General features: G+C 38.5%; 27 protein-coding genes. 5 read left to right on the top strand and 22 right to left on the bottom strand.

Annotated elements, in window-relative coordinates; all coding sequences use genetic code 11:
• Positions 1–74 precede the first annotated feature (74 nt).
• The 19 genes from ACHUFV_RS09785 to ACHUFV_RS09875 all read right to left on the bottom strand — a co-directional run bounded on the left by ACHUFV_RS09785 (position 75) and on the right by ACHUFV_RS09875 (position 19,996).
• On the bottom strand, positions 75–1,556 hold the full coding sequence (locus ACHUFV_RS09785; protein WP_394233578.1) for an aldehyde dehydrogenase family protein: 1,482 nt from the start codon (positions 1,554–1,556) through the stop codon (positions 75–77).
• Positions 1,557–1,587: 31 nt separating this feature from the next.
• A complete protein-coding gene (locus ACHUFV_RS09790; RefSeq protein WP_394234441.1) occupies positions 1,588–2,853 on the bottom strand; it encodes a TRAP transporter large permease in 1,266 nt (421 codons plus the stop codon).
• 10 nt (positions 2,854–2,863) lie between these two features.
• A complete protein-coding gene (locus ACHUFV_RS09795; protein WP_394233580.1) occupies positions 2,864–3,409 on the bottom strand; it encodes a TRAP transporter small permease in 546 nt (181 codons plus the stop codon).
• 35 nt (positions 3,410–3,444) lie between these two features.
• Positions 3,445–4,458 (bottom strand): TRAP transporter substrate-binding protein, encoded by a 1,014-nt coding sequence (locus tag ACHUFV_RS09800; protein ID WP_394233582.1) that lies wholly within the window; start codon positions 4,456–4,458, stop codon positions 3,445–3,447.
• Positions 4,459–4,488: 30 nt separating this feature from the next.
• Positions 4,489–5,340, bottom strand: a complete 852-nt coding sequence (fdhD, locus tag ACHUFV_RS09805) for a formate dehydrogenase accessory sulfurtransferase FdhD (RefSeq protein ID WP_394234443.1) — start codon at positions 5,338–5,340, stop codon at positions 4,489–4,491.
• A 54-nt stretch (positions 5,341–5,394) separates the two neighbouring features.
• Positions 5,395–7,452: a formate dehydrogenase subunit alpha gene (gene fdhF, locus ACHUFV_RS09810; protein ID WP_394233584.1), complete on the bottom strand. Its 2,058-nt coding sequence runs from the start codon at positions 7,450–7,452 to the stop codon at positions 5,395–5,397.
• Between the two features lie 65 nt (positions 7,453–7,517).
• A complete protein-coding gene (fdhA, locus tag ACHUFV_RS09815; RefSeq protein ID WP_394233585.1) occupies positions 7,518–8,732 on the bottom strand; it encodes a formaldehyde dehydrogenase, glutathione-independent in 1,215 nt (404 codons plus the stop codon).
• Positions 8,733–9,000: 268 nt separating this feature from the next.
• The gene (locus ACHUFV_RS09820) at positions 9,001–9,645 is read right to left on the bottom strand and encodes a GntR family transcriptional regulator (RefSeq protein WP_394233587.1); all 645 of its coding nucleotides are present in this window, start codon (positions 9,643–9,645) and stop codon (positions 9,001–9,003) included.
• Positions 9,646–9,970: 325 nt separating this feature from the next.
• Complete coding sequence (locus ACHUFV_RS09825) at positions 9,971–11,332, bottom strand: MFS transporter (RefSeq protein WP_394233589.1); 1,362 nt, start codon at positions 11,330–11,332, stop codon at positions 9,971–9,973.
• Positions 11,333–11,691: 359 nt separating this feature from the next.
• Entirely contained in the window at positions 11,692–12,453 is a 762-nt protein-coding gene (locus tag ACHUFV_RS09830) for an SDR family NAD(P)-dependent oxidoreductase (protein ID WP_394233591.1), read from the bottom strand.
• Positions 12,454–13,155 (bottom strand): 4-carboxy-4-hydroxy-2-oxoadipate aldolase/oxaloacetate decarboxylase, encoded by a 702-nt coding sequence (locus ACHUFV_RS09835; protein WP_394233593.1) that lies wholly within the window; start codon positions 13,153–13,155, stop codon positions 12,454–12,456.
• Positions 13,152–13,892 (bottom strand): PIG-L deacetylase family protein, encoded by a 741-nt coding sequence (locus ACHUFV_RS09840; protein WP_394233595.1) that lies wholly within the window; start codon positions 13,890–13,892, stop codon positions 13,152–13,154. Before ACHUFV_RS09840 ends, ACHUFV_RS09835 begins: the two co-directional genes overlap by 4 nt.
• A gap of 88 nt (positions 13,893–13,980) precedes the next feature.
• Positions 13,981–14,805, bottom strand: a complete 825-nt coding sequence (locus ACHUFV_RS09845; protein WP_394233597.1) for an alpha/beta fold hydrolase — start codon at positions 14,803–14,805, stop codon at positions 13,981–13,983.
• 79 nt (positions 14,806–14,884) lie between these two features.
• Positions 14,885–15,847 carry a DODA-type extradiol aromatic ring-opening family dioxygenase gene (locus ACHUFV_RS09850; RefSeq protein WP_394233599.1) on the bottom strand — a complete coding sequence of 321 codons (963 nt, stop codon included), beginning with the start codon at positions 15,845–15,847 and terminating at the stop codon, positions 14,885–14,887.
• 79 nt (positions 15,848–15,926) lie between these two features.
• The gene (locus ACHUFV_RS09855; protein WP_394233601.1) at positions 15,927–16,316 is read right to left on the bottom strand and encodes a RidA family protein; all 390 of its coding nucleotides are present in this window, start codon (positions 16,314–16,316) and stop codon (positions 15,927–15,929) included.
• A gap of 238 nt (positions 16,317–16,554) precedes the next feature.
• Positions 16,555–17,076, bottom strand: coding sequence for an aromatic-ring-hydroxylating dioxygenase subunit beta (locus ACHUFV_RS09860; RefSeq protein ID WP_394233603.1), 522 nt, complete (start codon positions 17,074–17,076; stop codon positions 16,555–16,557).
• Positions 17,077–17,125: 49 nt separating this feature from the next.
• Entirely contained in the window at positions 17,126–18,484 is a 1,359-nt protein-coding gene (locus tag ACHUFV_RS09865) for an aromatic ring-hydroxylating oxygenase subunit alpha (protein ID WP_394233605.1), read from the bottom strand.
• A 74-nt stretch (positions 18,485–18,558) separates the two neighbouring features.
• Complete coding sequence (locus ACHUFV_RS09870; protein ID WP_394233607.1) at positions 18,559–19,008, bottom strand: GlcG/HbpS family heme-binding protein; 450 nt, start codon at positions 19,006–19,008, stop codon at positions 18,559–18,561.
• Positions 19,009–19,354: 346 nt separating this feature from the next.
• Positions 19,355–19,996, bottom strand: coding sequence for a GntR family transcriptional regulator (locus tag ACHUFV_RS09875; RefSeq protein ID WP_394233609.1), 642 nt, complete (start codon positions 19,994–19,996; stop codon positions 19,355–19,357).
• 333 nt (positions 19,997–20,329) lie between these two features.
• Here ACHUFV_RS09875 and ACHUFV_RS09880 point away from each other — a divergent pair, with 333 nt between their 5' ends.
• Positions 20,330–21,571, top strand: coding sequence for an MFS transporter (locus tag ACHUFV_RS09880; protein WP_394233611.1), 1,242 nt, complete (start codon positions 20,330–20,332; stop codon positions 21,569–21,571).
• 98 nt (positions 21,572–21,669) lie between these two features.
• Here the strand turns inward: ACHUFV_RS09880 and ACHUFV_RS09885 are convergent, their stop codons facing one another.
• Both ACHUFV_RS09885 and ACHUFV_RS09890 read right to left on the bottom strand, forming a co-directional pair.
• Positions 21,670–22,797 (bottom strand): hypothetical protein, encoded by a 1,128-nt coding sequence (locus tag ACHUFV_RS09885; RefSeq protein ID WP_394233613.1) that lies wholly within the window; start codon positions 22,795–22,797, stop codon positions 21,670–21,672.
• Positions 22,798–22,831: 34 nt separating this feature from the next.
• Complete coding sequence (locus ACHUFV_RS09890; RefSeq protein ID WP_394234445.1) at positions 22,832–23,293, bottom strand: Hsp20/alpha crystallin family protein; 462 nt, start codon at positions 23,291–23,293, stop codon at positions 22,832–22,834.
• 245 nt (positions 23,294–23,538) lie between these two features.
• On the opposite strand from ACHUFV_RS09890, the gene ACHUFV_RS09895 reads away from it, so the two are divergent.
• Genes ACHUFV_RS09895 through ACHUFV_RS09910 form a run of 4 tightly spaced genes read left to right on the top strand, consistent with a single transcriptional unit; the run spans position 23,539 to position 24,579 of the window.
• Positions 23,539–23,763: a hypothetical protein gene (locus ACHUFV_RS09895; RefSeq protein WP_394233615.1), complete on the top strand. Its 225-nt coding sequence runs from the start codon at positions 23,539–23,541 to the stop codon at positions 23,761–23,763.
• Positions 23,764–23,789: 26 nt separating this feature from the next.
• A complete protein-coding gene (locus tag ACHUFV_RS09900; protein ID WP_394233617.1) occupies positions 23,790–24,053 on the top strand; it encodes a hypothetical protein in 264 nt (87 codons plus the stop codon).
• An 11-nt stretch (positions 24,054–24,064) separates the two neighbouring features.
• Entirely contained in the window at positions 24,065–24,301 is a 237-nt protein-coding gene (locus ACHUFV_RS09905; protein ID WP_394233619.1) for a hypothetical protein, read from the top strand.
• Positions 24,302–24,342: 41 nt separating this feature from the next.
• A complete protein-coding gene (locus tag ACHUFV_RS09910) occupies positions 24,343–24,579 on the top strand; it encodes a hypothetical protein (RefSeq protein WP_394233621.1) in 237 nt (78 codons plus the stop codon).
• Between the two features lie 117 nt (positions 24,580–24,696).
• Here ACHUFV_RS09910 and ACHUFV_RS09915 read toward each other — a convergent pair whose 3' ends face one another.
• The gene (locus ACHUFV_RS09915; protein WP_394233623.1) at positions 24,697–25,374 is read right to left on the bottom strand and encodes a CoA transferase subunit B; all 678 of its coding nucleotides are present in this window, start codon (positions 25,372–25,374) and stop codon (positions 24,697–24,699) included.
• Position 25,375: the final 1 nt, after the last annotated feature.

The raw sequence follows: 25,375 nt of genomic DNA on the forward strand, positions 1-25,375 counted from the left end.
AATGTTCTCAGAGTGTGACTTCATAATATATAACTACACATCAGTCAAGTCAGATCAAACATTTAATTAAGCCATTACTCAGGGATATAAGGCAGATCTAATGCTATAGGTACGTTAATAACATGTGAATGGACATTAGATAATAACCCTTCATCACCGTATTCACGTCCAATTCCTGATTGTTTTACTCCCCCGAATGGGAACCTGACATCTAGCCCCATAATGGCGGCTGTATTGATCATGGTTGTTCCAGCCTCTATGCGGTGCGCCACTTTGATAGCATGTTCTTCTTCTCCCCAGACCGAGCTTGTAAGACCGTATATACTATTATTGACCAACGAGATTACCTGTTCTTCATCATCATATGGAAGAATTGGTACAGCAGGCCCAAATTGTTCTTCCACCACTATCCGTTCATGATAATCCGCATTTAAAACCAATGCCGGCTGCATAAAATAACCCTTCTCAAAGACATCCTGATCTAGGATCTTTCCAAGCGGAATAACGTCAGCGCCATGGCTCTTGGCATCATCAAGTAAACCTTTAACAAATTTGAGCTGGGCTGGATTGTTCACAGGTCCCATCGTTGTTTCTTGCTTCAATGGGTCTCCTATACGGATCCACTTATTAGCTGCTTCGATATACTTCTCCACAAATTCTTGATAAATGGAACGATGCACATACACCCGCTTTGCAATCATGCAAATTTGACCATTATTGAGGAAATTGGCAATGACTAATCGGCGCATCGCTTGTTCGTCGTTCACATCAAATTCAGGAAGGAAAATGGCAGCATCATTCCCACCTAATTCAAGTGTCATATTCTTTATCGTATCAGCAGCAGATTTCATAATATGCTTTGCAGTTTCAGTACCACCGGTAAAGGCAATTTTGGCTACCTTCGGGTTTGAGGTTAGCTCCACACCTACATCTGATTCTCCATGCACTATGTTAATGACACCCGGCGGAAACTCTTCAGCCAATAGTTCGATTGCTTGACTGACAGCAAGCGGAGCATACGGACTTGGCTTGAGCACCACTGTATTACCTGTTAATAATGCCGGTGCTATTTTAATAGTGGAAAGTGAAATAGGATAATTCCACGGAAAAATAGCTGAAACTACTCCCATTGGATCATAAGTAATAATGGTTTTGCCATTTTCATGTTCCTGTACTTTTCCCTTTACAACTTCCTTTACTCTATTACATGCAAATTCCATCCACATGATCGATACAAAAAGTTCTCCTTGTGCATCATAGAGGGGTTTCCCATGTTCACGAGAAAGAAGTTCTGAAAGCTCCGGTCCTCTATCCTTCAGCTTTTGAATGGCACGCTGCATCCGTTCAATCCGTTCATCTATCGATGTTAGTGACCATGATCTGAACGCATTTGAAGCTGCATCAATAGCAGCTATTGCGTCCTCCCTTGTATTAATTGGCGCATAACCAACGATCTCCTCAGGGTTTGCTGGATTCTCACGAGAAGATCGTTTTTCAGTTTCTACTTTTTCCCCGTTTATGATGGAATGAACAACAACCAGTGTTTTATTTTTCATAGAACACACCCTCCGTAATTCTATTTATTTATTAACCAAACAAACTAGGAATCCATAGAGTGACAGCTGGCACATAAGTTATTATTGCTAGCGCGACTAGGGCGACCCCGATAAATGGAATGAGCGTTCGAGACAATCTCTCAATTTTGATATTACTCATCGATGACGCGATAAATAAAGCGGTTCCAACCGGAGGAGTGATTAAACCAATCGTCAGATTCACGCAAAGGATAATCCCAAACTGAATCGGGTCAATTCCAAATTGCACTGCCACCGGTAATAATATCGGAACTAGGATAATCATGGCCGCCATTCCGTCCAAGAACATACCAACAATTAAAAAGATAATATTGATTAATAGTAAGAATACAAATTGGCTGTCAGAAATGGAAATTAAGAGGTCCGCAACCTGATTCGGTATTCTTTCAAAAGTTAAAATCCAACTGAACAAGCTTGCCATAGCCACAATAAACGTAACAATGGCTGTATTCAACGCTGTATTCATTAATATTTTTGGTAATTCCTTCAGCTTCAGTTCTTTATAAAGCAGCCAGCCAATTAACAGGGCAATTAAAGCAGCAACAGCAGCTGATTCAGTTGCCGTAAATATGCCTGACAGAATTCCGATCAGAATGATGGCAGGAATACTTAATGCTGGAATGACATTAAAAAAGCTTTTCATGACTGTTTTAAAGCTGGCTCTATCAGCTTTGGGGAATTTTTCTTTTTTCGAGATAACAGCAATTAAAAGGATAAGTCCTCCGCCAATTAGAAACCCGGGAATAATTCCTCCCAAAAACATTTTGGCAATTGATGCTTCAGCCGTAACTCCATAAATAATAAAAACAAGGCTTGGAGGAATAATGGGTCCCAACAATGCCGATGAAACCGTTAAGGCCGAACTGAACTCCTTTTTGTACCCTTCTTTTTCCATAGCAGGAACCATCACCCTGCTCATCATGGCTGTTTGAGCATTAGCAGATCCTAAAATAGAGGCCAAGAACATGTTTGCAACAACATTTACATAGGCTAATCCGCCGCGGAAATGCCCTAGTATTACTTGACAGAAAGCAATCAGTCTTTTCGTAATTCCGCCGGAATTCATTACTTCTCCAACAAAGATAAATAGCGGGATCGCCAGCATTCCAAAGTTTTGAATGCCTGAATAGACCCTATGGGAGGCTGACTCTAGTAAAAGCATATCGCCGCTGAACAAAATATAAAGAAGGGAACTGATACCGAGCACATAAGCGATCGGAACCCCTAAGAAAAGAAGAATTACAAACGACAAAAACATGATAAGCAATTTACTCCACCCCCCATTCTTTTTCTATACTTTGCTGATAATCAGAAACTGTGGTTGTTGATTCTGTTTTTAATAATTGAACAATATTACTGATACAGAATATGATCGTAAGCAGCGTCGATAACGGAATAATGGAATATGGAATCCACATCGGAATCTGCAGTGCTGACGATAAGGTACTTTGCACATTCGGTGCCGTGATCCAATTAAAACTATAATAAAACAGAATACAAGAGAAAAATAAGACGAACAGTTGGATAATGATTTGAACGGAAGTACTAACATGTCCTTTTAACCGCTCCAAAATGACTGTAATAGCAACCATGGAACCCTGTTTGATGCTTAGACTGGCACCAAGAAACGTAATCCACGCAAGCAGAAAAAGAGCAATTTCTGACGTACCCACTAGCTGAACTTTAAAAATCCGGAATAATACAGCAATGTTCAGGTCGAGGATTAATACCCCGACACTGACCTGAACAATAAAAATGACCATCTTCTCAAATATACGACTGATGTACTCAATCCAATTAAGATATTTCATCATGTCAGGACCTCTTTCTTATTAATCAATTTCCAACATTAATTGGAGTTGATCTCTTTTGCCTTCTCAACGAATGCCTTAATTTTTTCATCTTTACCTGCATATTTTGCAATAAATTCTTCTTGTACTTTCTGTAACTCTTCATCCATCTTTATTTCTGTAAATTTAACGCCTTCTTCTTTCATTGCTGCCATCGCTTCATCTGCTAATTCTTTATAAATAGAAATGTTTTGTTCTACTGCCACATTCATTGATTCCTCAATAATGGATTTCTCTTCATCTGATAAGCTGTCCCAAAACTTATTGCTAGCCAGGATGGCTGAGTTAAAAGCCATATGATTGGTTGTCGTATAATTTTTTCCGATTTCATAAAACTTACCTGATGACATCCCTGTAGATCCGGAATCGATTGTATTTACAACACCTGTCTGGAAAGCACTGTAAAGCTCTGCAAAATCAACCGGAGTAGGATTGGCCCCTAATGTCTCCCAAAAATCAACAATCGCGGGACTCGGGGTTACACGAATATTAAGTCCTTTAAAACCATCGAGACTTTCAATCAATTCTTTGCTTGATAAAACATCACGCATTTCGATCAAGAAATAACCAAGCGGATGAACACCAGCTTCTGATAAAGTATCAAATAGTGCCTTAGCTTCGTCTGTTTTTCCCATTTCATAAGCTTCTTCAGCATTATCAAATAAAAATGGCATAAACCAAGCATTAAAACTAGGAGAATGATTGGCTAATTCCCCTGAAATAATCGCAGCCATATCGACAGAACCGGATTTCAATTGACTCATTGTTTCAGCATCGGTACCCAATGTATTGTTCGGATAAAGTTCAACTGAAATTTTTCCATCCGATTTTTTTTCCACTTCATCTTTAAAAATTAATGCTGATTTATAGTGAATATGTGATTCCGCACCACTAAAGGCAAATTTAATCGTTTTTGCACCATCTGAAGAAGTCTTGCTGCTGCCTCCACCTCCACAAGCAGATACAATAAGCATAAGGAACACGGTTAACATGACTAATAATTTTCTTTTCATTTGATTCACCTCAATCATTAGATTTCGTTTTTAACTTCCTAAATAACAATCTTCTAAATTTTCAGTTATTTCTTGAGGCATTTCATCCATTTCTATCCCTTTAATTCGACCTGCATGAGTATAAATATTAAGTGATTCTCCTCTAACAAATCCAACTGTCGTTATGCCTAAGTCTTCAGCAAGGTCGAGGGCCAATTGAGTTGGGGCGGACTTTGAAATAAGAATTTCACATCCGACTTTAGCACATTTAATTAATATTTCAGATGAAATCCGCCCGCTGAAAACAAGCACTTTATCAACTAAAGACAGATTGTTTTTTAAACAATAACCATAAATTTTATCTATGGCATTGTGTCTCCCTATGTCCATTCTGGAAACAACGAGACCATCTTGATCACAGAGAGCGGCATTATGCACACCGCCAGTTTGGTGGAACATAACCGCTGATTCCTGAAGTTGCTTCATCATATGGAAACAATCGTCAATTGAAATAGATAAAGAATATTGGTTAAACACTTTGGCCGTTCTGGCATCATTTAAAAAGTAAAACCCCGTCCGGCCTTTTCCGCAGCATGAAGTGATATATCTTTTCGCGAAAAACTTTTTATGAAATTCATTCACTCTTACAGCATCCACATGTGCTGTACCTTGTTTTTTGTCAACTCTAATAGAGCGAATATCGTTTATACGTACTACAATTTTTTCTGAAATGAGAAAACCAATGACTAATTCTTCGATATATTCAGGCGTACATACAATAGTGGTATATTCTTCTCCATTCACTTTGATCGTACAGGCAAATTCCGTGGCAACCTGATCTTCTGTCCAAGTTCCTCCACCATTTTTATAGGAATAAATCTTTCGCTCTACAACAGGTTTTATGTTCAAGCTTTCCACTTCCTTCATGTTCCAGTTTCATCAGCCATTTCAAGACATTTATTGTACAGGCTTTATCTTTACAGCACAGGCTTTGAATTCCGCTGTTCCTGCGATTGGATCGGTTGCTTGAATGGTTAACACATTCGTGTTCGTTTGTTCAGGAAAATGGAAGCTCATAAAGACTAATCCCTGGTATACTTTATTACTAATGCGGACTTTAGTTGTAACGGTCCCCCGTCTGGATGAGACCTCTGCCATATCACCATCTTTTAACCCTATTGAAGCAGCATCCTGTTCACTGATTTCAAGGTATTCTTCATTATGTTTGATCTTTTGATAGTCTTGTGTTTGCACACCTGTATTGTAAAAGGATAATCTTCGTCCAGTCGTTAAAAGATATGGATATTGTTTATCCGGCTCTTCAGCTGGCGGTTGATAATGGGTCGGTTTAAAAGGTGCTTTATCCTTCACCTCAGATTCCCATAATCTTGTATGAAGATAGCGTGTACCCGGGTGTGATTCATCCGGACAAGGCCACTGTATACCGCCTTCGTTGTCAAGACGTTTGTATGTAATGCCGGCAAAGTTTGGTGCCACTTCTCTAATTTCCTCCCAAACATCTTCTGCACAAAGATAGTTCCAAGATGCACCCATTGCATTGGCAATGTCCTGCACAATAAAATGATCTTGTCTTGCAGAGCCTGGCGATTTTATTCCAGGTCGGACTCTCTGGATTCTTCGCTCAGAATTAGTGGTTGTTCCATCATTTTCCGACCAGCCTGCAGCAGGTAGAACTACATCTGCCATTTGTGCCGTTTTGGTCATTAAAATCTCTTGAACCACTATGAAATCAAGTTCTTTAAATAATTGTTCCACATGGTTTCCATCGGCGTCGGATTGTATGGGATTTTCTCCAATGACATAGAGGGCTTTAATTTCCTTCTTTTCTATGGCTTCAAGCATAGCAGTCTGGTGTTTTCCAACTTTTTCAGGCACTTCTGTACCCCATACTTTTTTAAATAAGGCCCGGGCTTCTGGATCATCATAATCCCAGCCCCCTGTTAAACGGTTTGGAAGGGCCCCCATATCTCCTCCGCCTTGGACATTATTCTGTCCTCTTAAAGGATTGACCCCTGAACCGTATTTACCAATATGACCTGTTAGCAAGGCCAAGTTAATAAGAGAGAACACATTTTCTGTTCCGTTATGATGTTCCGTAATTCCTAAAGTCCAGTTGATGATCGCTTTTTCAGCCTTTGCATAAAGTCTTGCCACATAACGGATATCTTCTGCCGATACACCTGTAATGTTTTCCACCGCTTCCGGACTATAGGCTTGAACATGTTTTTTATAGCTTTCAAAATCAAGGGTAGTTCTATTAATAAACTCTTCGTTATAGAGACCTTCTTCGATAATCGTATAACCCATGGCGTTGGCCAAAGCAATATCTGTCCCAACCCTTACTGGCAGCCATTTATCCGCCAGTTTGGTTTGATCGATCTTTCGCGGATCAATTACAATAAATTTGGCTCCTTTTTTGACTCCACGTCTCATATGATTAAAAATAATTGGATGACACTCCTGTGTATTGCTTCCCCAGGTAATAATCACGTCCGTATTTTCAAGTTCTTCATATGAAGTGGTAGCAGCTCCCGTTCCAAACACAGTCACCAGACCGGTGACACTAGGTGCATGTCAGGTTCGGTTGCAGCTGTCAATATTGTTGGTTCCAATCACCGTTCGCATAAACTTCGCTGCTAAATAATTTAATTCATTTGTGGAGCGAGAAGAGCTAAAGCAACCAAAAGCATCCGCCCCATATTTTTCTTTAAAGAAAGTAAATTTACTTGCAATCAGCTTTAAGGCTTCATCCCATGAGCTTGGTACAAAACGGCCATCCTTTTTGATTAGCGGTTCTGTCAGCCGTTTAGAACTATGGATATATCCCCAGCCCAATGCCCCTTTTACACATGTTTCGCCATGGCTCGATGGATTGCTCTTGAGACCGCGAACCTTAACAATTTGGTTGTCCTTTGCTTCAACCACCAACCCACAGCCGGTACCACAAAAGCTGCAGATAGTTTCGGTCGTATGTAATAATGCTTCTGTACTCAAATTTCAAACCTCCTCTGCTTTTCCTTAACGGGGAAATAGGCTTTCCCCGCAGGAACCTAAAAAAGTTATCTCACAAGACCATGCGGGTCAATAACAAATTTTCTAGCTACCCCGCTATCAAAAGCTGCATATGCTTCAGGTGCTTGGTCAAGTGAAATGAGGGTTGCATTGACTGCTTTCGCAATTTGAGCCCGTCCATTTAAGATGGACATCATTAAATCCCGATGATAATTCATTACCGGAGTTTGACCAGTAACAAATGTATGTGCTTTTGCCCAGCCTAAACCAAAGCGAACTTTTAACGTGCCATGTTTAGCATCATCATCAATCGCACCAGGATCTCCCGTTACGTACAATCCCGGAATTCCTAACTGCCCTCCAGCACGGGTAACTTCCATAATGGAATTGAGTACCGTTGCTGGGGATTCCGTATGGTTCTTACCGTGGCCATGTGCTTCAAAACCTACACAGTCAATAGCTGAATCGACTTCAGGCACACCGAGAATTTGTTCAATTTGCTCTCCTAAACGATCATGCTCACTAAGATTAACAGTCTCACAGCCAAAGCTTCTTGCCTGTGCTAAACGTTCTGAATTTAAATCACCAACGATAACAACAGATGCACCTAACAATTGGGCTGAATGTGCTGCCGCTAAGCCAACCGGTCCGGCACCAGCTACATAGACTGTGGAGCCTGGTTTTACTCCTGCAGAAACAGCCCCATGATAGCCTGTCGGGAAAATATCGGAAAGCATGGTCAGATCAAGAATTTTTTCCATCGCTTTGTCCTTATCAGGAAATTTCAGTAATTGGAAATCTGCATAAGGAACCATTACATACTCGGATTGGCCTCCAACCCAGCCGCCCATATCGACATAACCATAAGCAGATCCGGGACGATCAGGATTGACATTTTCACAAATATGAGTGTTTTGTTCTTTACAGCTTCGGCAGCGCCCACAGGCAATGTTAAACGGAACCGATACAAGATCCCCTTTTTTGATAAATTCTACATCACGGCCTACTTCAATCACTTCACCCGTGATTTCATGGCCTAGTACAAGCCCTTCCGGTGCTGTTGTACGACCGCGAACCATATGCTGGTCACTTCCACATATATTCGTTGTCACGACTTTCAGAATAACCCCATGTTCACACTTACGACCAACATTTAAAGGGTTGACACCAGGGCCATCTCTTAGAATCAAATCAGGGTAGCTGATGTCCTCTACCGCTACACGTCCTTGACCTTTATATACTACAGCTCTATTACCTACCATGTTTATCCACCTCATTCTTCTTTCTTTGAATCTAGTTATCTAGTAATCCTTATCATTAATGGAGTATTTTACATCTAAGAAGATGGTTTCATTTCTGGCGAATACAACTACCTCCTTTTTTAAACTAAAATGAACTCTTATTTGTTGAACAATGTTGTGCATAGATTTAGTATAATTTTGTATAATTTGTTTGTCAATATTGAATATTTACAATTATTTGAATATTGCAATAAGTTTTATTAACTCTTCTTCAACCAGTCCTAGTCAATTAAACTAAATAATTATAGTTACACTCTATTAATTCGCGAATATTCATTACATGTAATTTTACGGCTTCCTCACATTTGACTGGATCCCTGCTCTGCAAAGCTTTTAAAATCGCTTCATGTTCTTTTATCGAATGATCCTTTCTACCGGGAACAAGGATCGTTCTTAAGTAATAGCGATTTAGTTGAGTTTTAATAGTATTAATCATTTTTACAGCTTCCGGATTGTTCGAGGCCTGATAAATGATTTGATGGAACATACGGTTTTTCTTTGAATATTCATCAAAACGGTTCTCTTGTATTAACGTACTCATTTCAGAATATAGTTCCTCAAGCCGTACTAAATCATTATCTGTAATGTTTAGTGCTGCCTTTCTGCCAATGAGACCTTCCAATACAGCACGCATTTCTAAATAATTCATCATTTCTTCCAATGTGAATGACTTGATAGTGGCCCCTTTATTCATTTCAACAGTTACTAGATTTTCTGTTTCCAGCAACATTAGAGCCTTTTTAATCGTATTTCGGCTCACATTGATTTCTTCGGCCAATTTAATTTCTGTTAATTTTTGAGATGGTTTAAAAACACCATTTAATATTCTTTGTTTAATAAAATCATAGGCAATTCCCGTTTGTGTCACGGCCATAATAACTTCCTTCCCCCTCTCTTTGAAGCTAACAATATCCCTTTTAATAGAAAAAATGATCACAATGATCAAATAAAAATAATAACCTGCTTAGCCCAAGTACATGATAATCAAAAGGGCCTACCACACATTAAGCTAAAAAAAAACTGCAAGTAATAAAAATAAGGCTGTCTCTAAAGAAAACGTATTATCAAGAGCCTCGATCCTTTTAATTAGAAAAAATTACCTCACTAATCATAGAGAATTCCATTGGCACCAGACACATAAGAGACAGCCTCATTTTGTTATAATTGATAGATTGTTATAAATGATAGAGATGTAACTTTTAGTGGTTAACAGCTGATTCTGCCTTTATATCATCTTCTTCCACTACTTTGTCAAAAGACGCATACTTTTCTTGAACGAGCAGGTAACCAAGAGAAACAACAATACATGGTACGGCAAATAAAGCAAAGGCAAATTTTGTATCTATTCCTGTTGTAATTAGCATAGCAATTAATGTAGGGGCAAGGATGGAACCAATCCGTCCTACAGCCAGAGAATATCCAGATCCGGTTGCACGTATTTCACGCGGGTAGTATTCGGCAATATATGGGTTCGCTATGTTCATGCCTCCAAATGTACCAACACCTGCAAGGAAAATCAGTATGTACACAAAAGCAATATTTGATGTAAGACTCATACCAATAAATGATACAATACCCAATGCAAATGACCATACAAGAACCCACTTATGTCCTATCTTGTTAGCAAAATATCCACCTACCAAAGTTCCGACAATCTGACCAAAGCTTACAACCATATTAAATGACAAGCTTGATTTCATACTAAAACCTGCATCTTGCATTAATTTTGGCAGCCATGTATTCAGACCGTATACAATCATCATCGTAAAAAATACAGCCACCCAGAAAGCGATTGTGCTGAACGCACGGTTGTTAGTAAAAAGCTTTTTAACTGGAAAGCCTTTACTTTCTTTTGCCGCCTCAGCTAATTTATAATCATATGTTTCTTTAAAATTTCCTTCAGGTTTTACTTTATTAAGGATTTCTACGACTTTTCCAATTTGTTTTCTTGCTAAATAATAGGACAGTGATTCAGGAAAGTATTTAATAAATAGAGGAATCGTCAGCAATGGAATTCCGCCGATATAGTACAATACTCTCCAGCTAGTTTGTTGAATCAAAAACATTCCAATTAATGAAGCTAAAATACCACCCAAAGCATAGCCAATATAAATTGATCCTACAAGGATAGGACGGTTTTTCTTCGGTGAATACTCTGTCATGAGAGAAATACAGTTTGGCATCAATCCTCCCATTCCAATAGCGGATATAAAGCGCAAAGCAGTAAACCAAATCAGATTTGGAGCGAATCCAGCCGCTAACGTAAAGGCACTGAATAAAAACATACATAATACAATTGCATTTTTACGGCCAAATTTATCAGCCAATGGAGAAAGTACGAGTGCCCCTAACATCATACCAATTAAAGAATAACTTCCAACGGCACCTGCCTGAATCGGGGATAAGTTCCATTCTTCCATCATCGAAGACAATCCAACACCATACATTGCAATATCATATCCATCAAAGCCTATTAAATAAAAACACCAAGCAAAAACCAAAAAATGAAAGCGGTTAAATTTACTAGCAGATACAACGTCTTGTGCATCAATTGTACGCATACCTATTTCCCCTTTTATTTAAGTTTATGAGTGTCAAACCATGATACTTAATTCAAAATTCGATTCGAATATTTACGAAAGAAGAGTCTGAATGAATAGGCTGATAGAAATATTGAATCAAAAAGCATTCCTTTTGAATGGTTGGTAAGACGATGAGAAAATAATTAAGTAAAAGCATCGCAACAATGAAAAGAGACTGTCTCAAAATGTTTGGCCCACTATATTACTTTATTATATTCAATTGTAAGTGTCAGACGCATGAACAGTCTCTTTAGTCAAGTAATCTAATAAAAATCTATTATATTAGCTCTACCGATTAAAAAATCGATTATACCTTGATTTTTCATTTCACTCCATAACTAAATCATCAAGCTACCGCCATTTACATCTAAGACAGCACCATTTACATAACTGGCTTTATCTGAAACAAGGTAAAGAACGGCATCAGCCACTTCGTCTGGCTGACCGATTCTCCTAAGAGGTGTTCTTAGTGCAGCTTGACGGCTCAATTCTTCATCAACACTCTGAGTCATGGGTGTATCAATCCTGCCAGGTACGACCACATTCACTCGAATGCCATTAGGACCATATTCACCAGCAAGCTTCCGGCTTAATCCTAAAAGTCCTGCTTTACTCGCTGCATAATGTGCGGATGTTACAGGGCTAAAGGTTCTAGATGCTTGTGAACAAATATTAACAATAGAACCTTGACCTTGATTGACCATTATTTCTAAAGCAGCCTGGCTGCAAAGAAACGCACCATTTAAATTGATGGCAATCACTCTATTCCAATCTTCAAAAGTGATATCCTTAAATGGAATCGCACCATTCGGACCTTTTGGTGAGATTCCAGCATTATTAATCAATATATCTACTCTATTGAATCGCTCTTTTATTTCTTCTTTCGCTGCGGACACCGACTGTGGATCTGATATGTCGATTGGAAGAGCTAACACGTCAATATCGAACGTTTTTAGTTTCTCTGATACCTTGTTTAAAGCTTCCTTGTTTATATCACTTAAAACAAGATGACTACCTTGCTGGGCCAACTTTTCACTTATGGATTGCCCGATGCCGCCGGCTGCCCCTGTTACCCAGCTAACCTTATGCTTCAGTTCCATTTAAGACTCCACCTTCACAGTACCTTTATCAACGTAAGTTACACCTAAATTTTCTAATTTTTCACGAAGTCCATAAATATCTAACCCAAGCTCCCCTTTTGCAAGACGTTGTCTAACTTTTGCTTCACGATCTTCCCGTGCATGTGCAGCCAGTGCTACTTTTTCGACATCCTCTTTAGGTACTATTACGACACCATCACGATCTCCAATAATAACATCACCTGGGTTTACGATTGCACCTGCACATACAACTGGAATATTTACGGAGCCCGGTGTTGCTTTAACTGTTCCCTTTGCAGAGATCGCTTTTGCCCAGACTGGAAATTTCATTTCCGTTAATTCCGTTGTATCACGTACCCCTGCATCAATGATTAAACCTTCCACACCTCTTGATTGTGCGGATACACCAAGGAGGTCTCCGAACATTCCATCCGTATTATCAGAAGTGACTGTCACTACTAGTACATCACCTGGTTGACACATTTCAATTGCTGCATGAATCATCAAGTTATCTCCTGGATGAGCAGAAACGGTAACGGCTGTTCCACATACCTTAGCAGTATCATAGATGGGGCGAAGGTACGGGTTCATTAAACCCGTACGTCCCATTGCTTCATGAACCGTCGCAGTTCCAAATGACTTTAACTTTTCAATTGCATTCTGATCTGGCCGATCGATATTTTTTACAATGACATGACTCATACTAGTGTACCTCCTACAGTTGGAAACAGACGTTGATAGGCCTCAGCATATTTGATCTTACTGCCTGAAACGTTGATGGCACTACCGATGTTACGACCAGCTTGCATACCGCGGCGCTTCGCTAATTCTGAATAATACTCCCATAGATGTTCTTGTGCATTCATACATTCCATTGCTTTACGCTTACGATCAAACACAGAACTAATATCTAAAAAGGCATTCGGTTTGAAATCACATTGTTCCGGTTGATGGGGCTCAAATGAGAATACTTGAGGTGCCCCTAGTATACCGTGTTCTGCAGGATAGCCTTCTGCTTGAGCAAGAACGCGGCATTCAAGAGCAAATTCTGCTGTTCGCTTATGGTCAAAATTATATGGATCCTCAAGTGAATGAGTCAGGATGATTTCAGGTTGATGTTCTCTAAATTCATTAACAACAATATCCTGTAATTCCTTTGTTATTTGTAAAGGATAATCCCCAGCATCTAAGAAGCGAATTTCTGCTCCTAAAATTCTAGCTGCTTCTTCTGACTCAGCACGGCGTTTTGCCTTAATTTCATCTAATGTTTTTCCTTCTTTCCATAAACGGGCAGACTCTCCTCTTTCACCAAAAGATAAACAGATGACACGGACTTGATATCCTTGATCATGATATAGAGCGATTGCTCCCCCACAACGCCAAATAAAATCTGCTGAATGGGCACTTATAACTGTAATTGTTTTTTGTGTATTAGACATGATTTAATTCCCCTTTACCATCGTTTTACTACTCAGATCATATATTTGAAATACCGATTATAATGATAAGTATACTTTTATTTGGTTTTTATCTTTTTAAGGTTTGTAAATCAGCGTGTTTTTGAATAAACTGTATGACTACATTATTGAATTCTTGCGGTGCCTCACTTGGAAGAAAATGTCCATAAGGCAATACAGCCATTTCAGAATTTGGAATAAGTGAATGAACTCTCTCACCCATACTTAAGTCATTTACTTTATCCTCTGATCCCCATACGACCATTGTTGGTACTTTTATATGTGGCAATCTTCTTTGAAGATTGTATCTTGCCCTATGTAAAGGCTGATTCATATGATTTAAGATTTTTTGATAGGCTTCAACAGCATCTGTTATCTTTGTACGCTCATACCATCTTTGAGCCTTTTCTTCTATATTAATGCTTCCTGGTTCAGTCGTTTGCTTAATATGTTGTAAAATATCTTCGTAAGAAGGCGGAGTAAAAGCAGTCATGGTTGATAAGGTTCGAGTTGAAATGCCACCATTGCCTACCAATGTTAATGTACGGATACGTTCTGGACTTTCATATCCAAAAAGGGCTGCCACCCATCCGCCCATGGAATGACCTACTACGTGTGTTGACGAAGCCCCAATTGCATCCTGAAACTCTCTTACAAAATCGGCTAGGTACGAAAACGAATACTCCACTGGAAGTCGGTCTCCATTACCCCATCCTACAAAATCTGGAGCGTACACATGAAAGTACTTGCTAAGTTCTTCAATATTTTTTAACCAATAATCGCCGCCTGTATAGAATCCAACCCCGTGAAGCAGGATCAGCGGCTCGCCCTGACCTGCTTCTAAGTAATAAGTTGTACCGTGACTTAATTGAATCTGGTTTTCATTAATCTCCATCTTAATCATCCTTTTCTAGTATTCTTATCTATTCTGGTAATAAAAGATTGAGTTTTATATAGAACTAGATTGGGATCGATTACTTCCAAACTGCAAATGTCATTCCTACTCCCGTACCCGCTGGTGAACGATAGCCTGCCACATATTCTAAGTAATCGATTTTTTTATCTTCTAAAGCCCCCGCTGCAACAATCCAATTCAAAATCTCTCCAGAGGCTCCCTCTAATTTTTCTCTTGGGATAGACTTAAGGACTTCCGCATCTCCTCTTTTTAAACCATCGATTACCACTTCATCCAGTTTTTCATCTAGTTTAAAATGGCTTAGACCACCGGAACCGATGATGACAACACGTTTATCTTCTCCCCAAGATTCAATCGCTTTTCCCAGCGCTTTACCAAATTCGTAGCAGCGAGCTGGTGTCGGCTTATTTGGCGGGAAGAAACAGTTTACGAAGATTGGAACCATTGGGATTGTTTTATTAGAAAGAAGACGTCTCCTTACAAATGTATAAGCATGACCGATTGAACGCCCTTCAACTTGTGTTGTACTCTGAGAAACATCAAATCCATCTAGCATCATTTGTTCAATGATGTGATTCCCAAGTCCACTTTCTGTTGGATAAATATCCGTTTCTTCTGTAGTATGCCATGCCCAAATGACAGGACGTAATGATGGATGAAGATCGTCTAATCTCACAGGAAAATCTTTTAATTCTGTTCCATTGAACACCCCGAAAGTTGGCTTCGCTTCGTTCATAAACAGTTCTTCCTGATCATCTCCAATGACAACGAGAATGTCTGGATCCGCAGCAAGGATTTCTTTGTTAAGATGATTAACGGCTACATTACACATTTCGTATTTTTCTTGCCAAAGTTTTGGGTCTAAATGTCCTTCAAGTGTTGCAGCCAGCTCCTGTGAACGCACTTCAAAATTTGTCTCAGGATTCAAACGATCCCTGTCTGCATGCATGGACCAAACTTCCGCTGGACTGCTAACTTGAGGACTATGTGATGAACCAATCCCTAGTACAATTTTTGCCATTTAAACCTCTCCTTTATATTTTATAAAATAATTAATTTCGTTATCTTCTAAGCCCGTTGTCCATCATTGGAAATAACTATCATTCAGGTAAAACTGCGATAATCTCCAATTGTACAACTGCTCCTTGTCTTAACTGGGTCACTTTGGAATGTCGAGCAGGCCTGCTTTCGGGATCTGGAAACATTTTGATCCACTCTTCATTCACTTTATCTCGGATGCTTTCATCCTGAACTAATACGGTCACTTTCCCGATATGTTCAGGACTCCCGCCCGCAACCTCCATAAAACTTCGAACGTTTTGAAAAACATACTTCACTTGTTCTGCGGGATCCTCTGGAATCAACCCTGTTGCAGGATTATTACCAGCAATCGCTGAGGAAAAAACCATATTACCTAGTTTAGAACCCAATGGAATGGGTGTGTTACCATGGGCTACTCCTTCAATTTCAATACTTTTACGATAAGTCATTTCGTCACCTCATTAGCTTAACTCTTTATTCATTTTCCGATTTATTGTCCTCATAAATGGGTTCAATATTGTTCAACACTTTTGTGTATGAGTTTAGTATATTTTTTAATTATTAATCTGTCAATAAATAATATTTAAAATTTTCTAAATATTGTATAAAAAATAACATACCTTAGAGAAGCCATCACATCATGCTTTCACCTCTCAAAGGCAGTCATATCAAAATTTTTACAAGAGTTTATAAAAACGTAGTTAGATTCATAACAGTTAAGATAGATTGGTCAGGATAAATGCATCGAGAGGCAATTTTCCACTCTCCGTTGACTTTGCGAAGGACATCAATACGCTCACCGAAAATTTCTTCTGCTTGAAGGTCCGTACCTCTGCTTCGTTTTGTTAAAAAATAGCTTTTTACATTAATTTCATTGTTCATTAATCCTGGTTCAATCATAATATTAGAAACAAAATGACGGGTATGTAACGGCGGATCTTCCGCCCATGCTGAAGTCGTTCCAAATCTTAGTACACGCGTTGTCAAAGATTTCTTACTTTCTTCAAAATAAGTCATAGCATCGTCTTTACCTGACAGATCTTTTGATTCTCTTGTCACACGTACTGGCATACGATAAACGATGTCATTAGTCAGTAATTCCAACCAATCCATATATTTTCGATCGTCTAATAATCTTGCTTCATGATTAAGCAAATTAGTAATTTCATAGAGTAAATCCATGTTTAACTTGATCTCTTGTACTTCCATATACAATCTCCTCTCCTAATAACTACGATATGATTCAAACGCTTACAAATTATTCATCCCGATTCGCAGACAGTAAGTCAAGCCAATAATCATGCATTCCCCTTAAAGCAAAGTCAGTAAAACAAGTTGGATAAGCAATCCCAGGACCAGGCCAATTTTTGTTCGGCTCAATTTTATCCATGCCCATCATATAATTTAGAACATTATTAAAGTTTAGATCACGATCTCGTGCCATTTTCCCTTTACTTGCTTTTGTCACACGAGTCCAAATTTCTGTATCATCTGCCTCTAACGTTCCAGATGGGCCGAATGAAGCTACATAGCCTTTATACGAAGCTTGTTTATACTCCTCAGTAGCAGCCTTATCAATTAAAAACCATGCCCAAATTTCAGTTTTATCCGGTGCAATCGGTCTCCAAATTCGTAACGTTAAATAGTTATGCAAATGCCCTTCATTTCCATGAACTGGACAGTGGAAAGCAAGATTTGGAAAACAGTTTCCAACGATTACAACTGTTTTTTTGTATACTTCTAACTGTTCTTTCGTTAGATTTCGCTCAAACATTGGCCACATTTCTTCTGGAAGTCCTTGATATGGAGGTACATTTAAACCATTATCTGAAGAACTAACATTAATTGCGTGTCCATGATTTAATTGAACCTGATGTCCATAGCTGGCATAAAGCGGATCCTGTGGACTAATCCCAAGCTCAACGGTTGATTTATGTGTAGTTGCAACATGGTATGGATCTCCACCAAAGTTTTCTGCCGCTATCTTCCAATTCGTATTGACAACCCAACGCTGTGGAGAGCCAACTACTTCCATCCCACCATCACTACGTGCCAAAAATAAATCAAAATACCATTTAAGTTCACCTAGATAATCGTCAAGCGGCATCGCATTTTTATCTAAATTTCCGAAAATGAGTCCTTTATAAGTCTCAACTCGTGGAATTTTTCGTAAATTCCATTCTGGTCTTACCATTTTATCGCCAAAGACCTTATTACCAGCAATGACTCCCATTAATTCTCCATCTGTATTAAAGCTCCAGCCATGGAATGGGCAGGTAAAGGTCTTCCTATTTCCCACATCTGCGGTACATAAATGAGTTCCACGGTGTGAACATGAGTTTAAGAATACATTAATTTCACCTTTTTTATTTTTAACTAACAAGACTGGATCGTCCATTAACCATCTTGTAACGTAATCCCCAGGCTCCTTTAGTTCAGATTCATGCCCTAAATATTGCCATGTAAAACCAAATACCTTATCCTTTTCTAATTCATAAATCTCTGGATCACTAACCATCCATTGTGGAAACAATCCTTGGTCAAACTTTTCTTTTATATCCTCTAATCTATCTTTTGAAAGTACACCATTTGAGTTTGGTTGACGTGTAATACTCACTTAGAATCCCTCCATTTTACAAATATATTAATCTCCTAATATGAAAATTATTTGGTAAAGTCATTTTCCATATATTACGAAAAAACAATTCCCTCTTCCTCTATAACTTTTTCTATTACTGAAATCGCAGCTTTAGCACATTCAATATCTTCCTCCGCTGTACCGCCGGAAACACCAATTCCTCCTACCAACACACCATTCAAATGAATAGGTAATCCTCCGCCAAATATGGCTAGGCGATTAGTATGGACAATCCCATGAAGTAGAGCTGGGTTATCCTTAATTGTTGGATACCATTCTTCAGTAGCTCTGCCTGAAGCTGATGTGTAAGCCTTATTTTGAGAGATTTCTAAACTTAATAAGCTCGCACCATCCATCCTTGAGAATGATTTCAAATTTCCACCATCATCATATATGGCTACAGTCACTTTAATTTTCAACTCTTTTGCTTTTTTACAAGCTGCCTTGATCATTTCCAAGGTTAGTATTTGAGGTAGTATTGGTTTTTGATAACTAGATTGCATTTTTTCTTTCCCCTTTCAGTTTTAAAAACAGTGTTGTGTTTTATTTTAATTACATTCACAAAGATTAACGAAACTTTTGAGAGCAAAATTGATTAACATTTTTGTTTACAATTTGAGTATAAATTCTGAATATTTACATGTCAATAATCAAACTAATAATATTTATAATTTTCCTTTAATTTCTCCCCCTAGAATACAATTTTCTCAAATCCTTGACATATAGAGAAATTTGAAATCAAAAAAAAGCCCTGAGAACAATATGTCCCATGACTTTTATCATCTATTATATGGAATTTCAAGGATATGTGCTATTTAATACCCATATAAATCGATTTTTTATCTATTTTTACTGAAGGAACTGATAATTCTGAACAATCACTTTCCGTACATGATCAACATGGTGTTCAACCGCTTCAGCAGCTGCTTTCTCATTTCGATTTTTTAATGCCTCATAAATCTCTATGTGCTCCTGTAGCGATTCCTGATTCCTTCCAGGTAGTAAAAGGCTTCTAAAATTAATTCTTTTTAATTGGTTTTTTATAGTATTGATCATTTCAACAGCCTGCTTATTTTCTGAAGCTTTATAAATAATTTCATGAAATTCATTATTTAATAATGTATATTGATCGAAATCGTTTTCTTCTGTATACTTTTTCATCTGCTGTACAATTTGTTCAAGTGCTTTTAAATCAGTATCTGTTATTTTTTTTGTTGCGATTTTTGCGACTAATCCTTCTAACACTCCCCTAATTTGCATGTAGTTAACAACTTCCTCCATCGTGTAGGACTTAATCGTGGCACCCTTATTTTTCTCAAGGTCTACTAAATTTTCACGAGAAAGCATTAATAAAGCTTTTTTGATTGTATTTCTACTAACTCCTACATCTTGAGATAACTGTGCCTCTATTAATTTTTGCGAAGGTTTATACGTTCCATCTAGAATTCTTTCTTTAACATATTGATATGCTGTTTCCGTTTGTTGACTCATATTTCAACACTCCACCTGATTATTATTAAAAAAGTTCAACAATATTGTATACAATTATCTTACAACTCTTTAGATTATTTAGTCAATGAAATTTGATATATGGTCTGTGTAGCTATAAATAATCTCGAACAAGTCCAAGATTTTGTAGTAAAATTATCAATAGATCACTGGAGAAATTATCAATCAATAAAGGACTTTCATTCATTTATTACGCCATTATAAAATAATAATGGATTAGGCGAAGGTAATTTCAAATTCTTTGGAAAGAGGTTAAATGTGGCATCATACAAAACAAAAACTTTAGAAAGACAGCCGTCATGGGTCCAGAGTTACATGGATTCAAAAGAAAAGCAAAAACAATTATATCGGCGTACGTTAATAATTGTTGTGATTTCACAAATTTTTGGCGGTGCCGGCTTAACTGCAGGTATTACGGTCGGAGCCCTACTAGCTCAGAATATGTTGGGTACAGACAGCTTTACAGGCGTTCCCACCGCCTTATTTACCCTTGGCTCTGCCGGATCTGCGTTTCTCATTGGAAGGGTTTCGCAACGTTATGGGCGACGTCCGGGACTTGCTGCTGGATTCCTGACTGGAGGAATTGGTGCAATCGGCGTTGTGATTTCTGCTATTACGAATAATATTTTGTTACTTCTAGCCTCCCTACTTATTTACGGCAGTGGTACAGCGACCAATTTACAGGCAAGGTATGCAGGAACTGATTTAGCTGATTCAAAACAAAGAGCCACAGCAATTAGTATCGCCATGGTATCTACGACATTTGGTGCGGTTGCCGGTCCCAATTTAGTTGAAGTAATGGGCGACTTTGCTACAACGATTGGTATTCCTGCCTTGGCAGGTCCCTTCATTCTTGCAGCTGCAGCGTTCATCCTTGCCGGTTTAGTTCATTTGATCTTCCTTCGTCCGGATCCACTCGTTGTTGCGAAGGCCCTAGCAGATGATGTGAAAAATGCTGAAACCAATCTATCAAACACAGATTCTCTAGCTCTAGCAAAAAACAAACAGGGAATTGCTGTCGGTGCAGCCGTTATGCTCATTACCCAGATTGTGATGGTTGCTATTATGACTATGACACCCGTGCATATGAGGAGTCACGGACATACGTTAAGCGCCGTTGGGTTAGTTATAGGCTTCCATATCGGAGCCATGTTCCTCCCCTCTCTCCTAACTGGTATCCTTGTAGATAAAATTGGTCGAACGAAAATGGCCATAGCTTCCGGTGTCACTTTGCTCTCAGCTGGTGTCATAGCTGCAGCAGCACCTGCTGATTCCATGTTTGTTCTGACTATTGCATTATCCTTGCTTGGACTGGGTTGGAATTTTGGCTTAATCAGCGGCACTGCCTTAATTGTGGACTCTACTACTCTACAAAACCGCGCAAAGACACAGGGAACCGTAGACATCTTAATTGCTTTAGCGGGGGCATCAGGTGGAGCACTTTCTGGGATGGTTGCAGCATATTCGAGTTATGCGATTCTTTCTCTTTCGGGAGGATTTCTTGCCTTACTGCTTATTCCTGTTATGATTTGGTCTCATCGTAGGGAAAAAGAATAGTTAAAAATATTTACATCGAGACCGAGGAACCCGTCCCCCTGGTACAAAAAGGAAGCTGGTTTCACTTTACCAACTTCCTTTTTGTGTTCAGAGTTTTCTTATGACGACTCTTCCTCCGTTAAGGAATCGACTTCAATTTGAATTTCTGTGAATGGAGTTTCATCTGTTGAATGGGCACTTGGAGGTGATTCACTATTTGATGTGGATTCCTTACCCATATGGTCACTTAATGATTCCGACTTTTGTTGCGTCTCCATTTCTTCTTTTGCCGCCTTCATCTTTTCTATATCCTCTTTAACTTGTTCAGCAATCGGCATGGGCACACTTCCATATGTTGCACCAATATTCAACGCTCCGCTCAGACTTTTAATCCCAAGCTGGGCAAAGTTATTATTTTGCTCATATTTATCAAGATATAGCTTGTCTATATATACGGTTCTCAAAAGGGGGTCAGCCTGTTCTTCTTTTTCAGAGTCTGCCATTTGGTTATCGTTGGATTTTCCAATCAGTTCATTTACTTGCCTAAGAAGCATAACTTGTCCTTCATTTAACAGATTAATATTTTGTTCTAGCAAAAGAAGCCTTTGGCGGGTATCAAAATAAAAGGATTCTATGCTCTCGTTTTGCAGGATACCTTCAGATGGTGCTTGTTTACACGACTCGCTGTCTAGATTGAGTTGAGAATTCTCCCCTTTTTGTCGAACTTGAGTTTGGTCATTTTCTCCTTCCAATATTTTAGATACCTGGATTTCTAACCTTCGAATTTTGTCATGCCATTCTTCTTCTTTTTTCCGATCTTCATTAAATTTTTGGATAAGGATTCGCTCTACTAACTCCCTCACTTGCTTTTCTACTTTCAAAGAATGGAGTTGCCGTTCTTCAATTGAAGGTATGTTCTCGTTTATATAAAGTTCCAGTTTGTCTATTCTTCGGGATAGTTCCTCTATTTTTTTGTTAACAAACTTACCCGCTTCAAATGTGTCTTTCGATGAATCCTCATGGGATGAACGTTGATTCAAATTATTCTTCCGATTGACTAAAGTCTTTTCTTTGTAGCTGCTTGCAACTGGACGCGACATGGATCTCTGGAACTCGTTTTCAAAGTTTAATAACCTTTTTAAATGAACCTCAAGGGCATTGATTCTAAGCGTGATCTTTTCAATTTCATTTTTATGATTCGAGTGTTCCATTTGTCTATTTTGATTAAATAACCCTTTAAACGGCATACATGAGTCCTCACATTAGTTTTTTATTAGCTGATTATTCTATTGGTACTTGTTCATCCTGCATAAATTGCCTTTTATAGGAGACGAAAAGGAGTCCATCTTTAAAGGTTGCCCGTATTTGGTCCGGAAGCGTTGGTTCAGGGAGATGAATCACTCGTTCAAACGGTCCGATATTTCGTTCCTGCTGTATTGGTTCACCTGGGAAGACTTGATTGCTGTTTCCCCGTATTAAAAGCTTTGTCCCAGAAATAGATAATTGAATATTATTTTTTTGATAACCTGCTAATTCTGCTATTAATAGAACCTCTTGATCAGTAACATAGATATCTATTGCAGGAAATAATTTATTTTGCTTCATTTCAAAAGGGGACCCCGTTCCTGAATTTTCATGGTTCTTCATCAAATCTTCAAAGGAGGACTGCTCAAAGACCTCTTTCCAAAAATCATTGGTTTGATACTTTTTTGCTAAATCCATCCATTGAAATATTTTATTCATATCCACGATGGATCTCCTCCTTGCCGTGCCCGTTTTGAGAGAAATAGGCTATTCTATGTGCATCTATAATTAATCATATTTAATTATTAACAATTCATTCTTAAAAAAGGTGGCTTTTAGTATTTAGTTTAACTGTCCACACCTCCGCTTTTATGCGGCAAGGTGCTACCTAACATAATCAAAGCTTTATGAGCATATCTTTAATTAATCCGTAAAAAAAGAAAGGAAAACTGCGTATGTCTTTTATGCCAATAAAGGTAAATATTGGGGATATAAAATCAAATAATATTGACCACTTATCCGCTGTATCCTTTGGTTCTACCAGTAAGAAAAATAGAAATGTGAGCGCAAAAAAAAACCAAGGTTTTGGGCAGGATTTTGCAGATGGGAACATAAGAATCGATACTTCTAGCTCCATTCTTGATAATGAAATCCATGATTCCAATTCTGAGAAGACAAAAATTAAATAAACAGATTCATCGTGAGGAGGTTTCAAATGGCTGGTCAAGTGCCATACATCAACATTAATATAAATATTATTAAAGTGAATTCATTTGAAAATGCATCTGCTATAAATGTTGGGCAAAACCTCTTGGCTGAATGGCATAATTCTGATAAAAAGAACATGGGGTTAGGCCAAAATATGGGAGACGGGAGCAATTTTTTTGGAACGAGAAGTTTTGTTGATGACCGGGATCAGCTTGATTCCAATTCTACCTTTGAGACAGCTAATTCAGCGTCTGCTCTTCCAGATCTCTAAGGAGTGAAAAAATGACATTATTTACACCAGTCAATCTCAATATTTTAGGGGTGAAAATCAATGCCATTGACAATGGCGGGATTGTCAATTTTGGCCCTAGTCAGCACCTAGACATTTTTGTTTCCTACAAACGAAATCAGGGATTTGGGGAACATAATGGAGATTACAGTCTCATCCTTCAGAATCATTCATGGGTTTGGGATATGGATTTACTCGATAGTTTGTCTGTTAAATCTAGTATCGTTTAGCCATATATCTTGACTATCATTTTATGATTGGAGTGCTGTTTATGGTTTTTTTCTCACCAACAATTGTCAATATCCTTGGAATTAAAATTAATGCGTTAGATAATGGAGCTATTTCAAATACGGGTTCACTTCAGGTCATTGACCAGTTAGTAACGTATAAACGAAACCAAGGTTTTGGTGAGCAAAACGGAGACTTATCCCCTTCAAATGCCATCACTCCTGCAGTTGTTGATCCAGATGTCAGTGATAGTAATTCAATGAAAAATAGTGTTGTTTAATTTTTTGCAAGACGAAAAGAGCTGGGTTTTGAACCTAGCTCTTTTTATTTAGATTTCAAATTGGACATTTTCCTTTTAAATTACTTAGGAAAAAGAACCTCTCCTTCTCCCAATTGATTAAAAAGCATCCATTTTTAGATGCGGATCGATGAGAAGATCAGGCTCTGTAGCCGACTGAATATCCTCAACAGTATAACCTTTTGCGACTTCAACCAGCTTTAGACCAAATTCTGTTACATCTATCACTGCTCTCTCTGTAATGATTCGATTGACTACCCCTTTACCAGTCAAGGGCAAGGTACATTGCTTTAGTAGTTTAGGCTGCCCGTTTTTATTGGTGTGATCCATAATCACAATAATCTTTTTGGCTCCATGAACAAGGTCCATCGCACCACCCATTCCCTTGATCATTTTTCCGGGAATCATCCAATTAGCAAGATCACCTGTCTCTGAAACCTCCATGCCTCCTAAGATCGCCACATCAATATGTCCTCCGCGAATCATGGCAAAGGACTCAGCACTTGAAAAAAAGGATGCCCCATTAATCGCCGTAATCGTTTCTTTACCTGCATTGATTAAGTCAGGATCTAATTCTGATTCCTTCGGATAGGGACCAATACCAAGGAGCCCGTTTTCAGACTGAAGAACGACTTTTTTAGTTTCATTAATATAATTAGCGATTAATGTGGGCATACCTATCCCAAGGTTCACATAATTCCCCGAAGCAATTTCTCTTTCCGCTCTTTTGGCAATTCTTTCTCTTGTATCCATCGTTTGTTCCATTGGAGCACCCATT

The sequence above is a fragment of the Niallia oryzisoli genome (genome assembly GCF_043641075.1).
In the GTDB taxonomy this organism is placed as follows: Bacteria; Bacillota; Bacilli; order Bacillales; family Cytobacillaceae; genus Bacillus_BD; species Bacillus_BD oryzisoli_A.

Excerpts from the sequence above, each read along its gene's own strand:
- ACHUFV_RS09830 (WP_394233591.1), bottom strand. The coding sequence starts at position 12,453 with ATGGAACTGAAGCATAAGGTTAGCTGGGTAACAGGGGCAGCCGGCGGC.
- ACHUFV_RS09850 (WP_394233599.1), bottom strand. The coding sequence starts at position 15,847 with ATGGCAAAAATTGTACTAGGGATTGGTTCATCACATAGTCCTCAAGTT.
- ACHUFV_RS09905 (WP_394233619.1), top strand. The coding sequence starts at position 24,065 with ATGACATTATTTACACCAGTCAATCTCAATATTTTAGGGGTGAAAATC.
- fdhA (WP_394233585.1), bottom strand. The coding sequence starts at position 8,732 with ATGGTAGGTAATAGAGCTGTAGTATATAAAGGTCAAGGACGTGTAGCG.
- ACHUFV_RS09875 (WP_394233609.1), bottom strand. The coding sequence starts at position 19,996 with ATGAGTCAACAAACGGAAACAGCATATCAATATGTTAAAGAAAGAATT.
- ACHUFV_RS09885 (WP_394233613.1), bottom strand. The coding sequence starts at position 22,797 with ATGCCGTTTAAAGGGTTATTTAATCAAAATAGACAAATGGAACACTCG.
- ACHUFV_RS09895 (WP_394233615.1), top strand. The coding sequence starts at position 23,539 with ATGCCAATAAAGGTAAATATTGGGGATATAAAATCAAATAATATTGAC.
- ACHUFV_RS09890 (WP_394234445.1), bottom strand. The coding sequence starts at position 23,293 with ATGAATAAAATATTTCAATGGATGGATTTAGCAAAAAAGTATCAAACC.
- ACHUFV_RS09835 (WP_394233593.1), bottom strand. The coding sequence starts at position 13,155 with ATGAGTCATGTCATTGTAAAAAATATCGATCGGCCAGATCAGAATGCA.
- ACHUFV_RS09790 (WP_394234441.1), bottom strand. The coding sequence starts at position 2,853 with ATGTTTTTGTCGTTTGTAATTCTTCTTTTCTTAGGGGTTCCGATCGCT.
- ACHUFV_RS09785 (WP_394233578.1), bottom strand. The coding sequence starts at position 1,556 with ATGAAAAATAAAACACTGGTTGTTGTTCATTCCATCATAAACGGGGAA.
- ACHUFV_RS09795 (WP_394233580.1), bottom strand. The coding sequence starts at position 3,409 with ATGATGAAATATCTTAATTGGATTGAGTACATCAGTCGTATATTTGAG.
- ACHUFV_RS09880 (WP_394233611.1), top strand. The coding sequence starts at position 20,330 with ATGGATTCAAAAGAAAAGCAAAAACAATTATATCGGCGTACGTTAATA.
- ACHUFV_RS09900 (WP_394233617.1), top strand. The coding sequence starts at position 23,790 with ATGGCTGGTCAAGTGCCATACATCAACATTAATATAAATATTATTAAA.
- ACHUFV_RS09870 (WP_394233607.1), bottom strand. The coding sequence starts at position 19,008 with ATGCAATCTAGTTATCAAAAACCAATACTACCTCAAATACTAACCTTG.
- ACHUFV_RS09825 (WP_394233589.1), bottom strand. The coding sequence starts at position 11,332 with ATGCGTACAATTGATGCACAAGACGTTGTATCTGCTAGTAAATTTAAC.
- ACHUFV_RS09800 (WP_394233582.1), bottom strand. The coding sequence starts at position 4,458 with ATGAAAAGAAAATTATTAGTCATGTTAACCGTGTTCCTTATGCTTATT.
- ACHUFV_RS09845 (WP_394233597.1), bottom strand. The coding sequence starts at position 14,805 with ATGGAGATTAATGAAAACCAGATTCAATTAAGTCACGGTACAACTTAT.
- ACHUFV_RS09855 (WP_394233601.1), bottom strand. The coding sequence starts at position 16,316 with ATGACTTATCGTAAAAGTATTGAAATTGAAGGAGTAGCCCATGGTAAC.
- ACHUFV_RS09820 (WP_394233587.1), bottom strand. The coding sequence starts at position 9,645 with ATGGCCGTGACACAAACGGGAATTGCCTATGATTTTATTAAACAAAGA.
- ACHUFV_RS09915 (WP_394233623.1), bottom strand. The coding sequence starts at position 25,374 with ATGGGTGCTCCAATGGAACAAACGATGGATACAAGAGAAAGAATTGCC.
- ACHUFV_RS09860 (WP_394233603.1), bottom strand. The coding sequence starts at position 17,076 with ATGGAAGTACAAGAGATCAAGTTAAACATGGATTTACTCTATGAAATT.
- ACHUFV_RS09840 (WP_394233595.1), bottom strand. The coding sequence starts at position 13,892 with ATGTCTAATACACAAAAAACAATTACAGTTATAAGTGCCCATTCAGCA.
- ACHUFV_RS09910 (WP_394233621.1), top strand. The coding sequence starts at position 24,343 with ATGGTTTTTTTCTCACCAACAATTGTCAATATCCTTGGAATTAAAATT.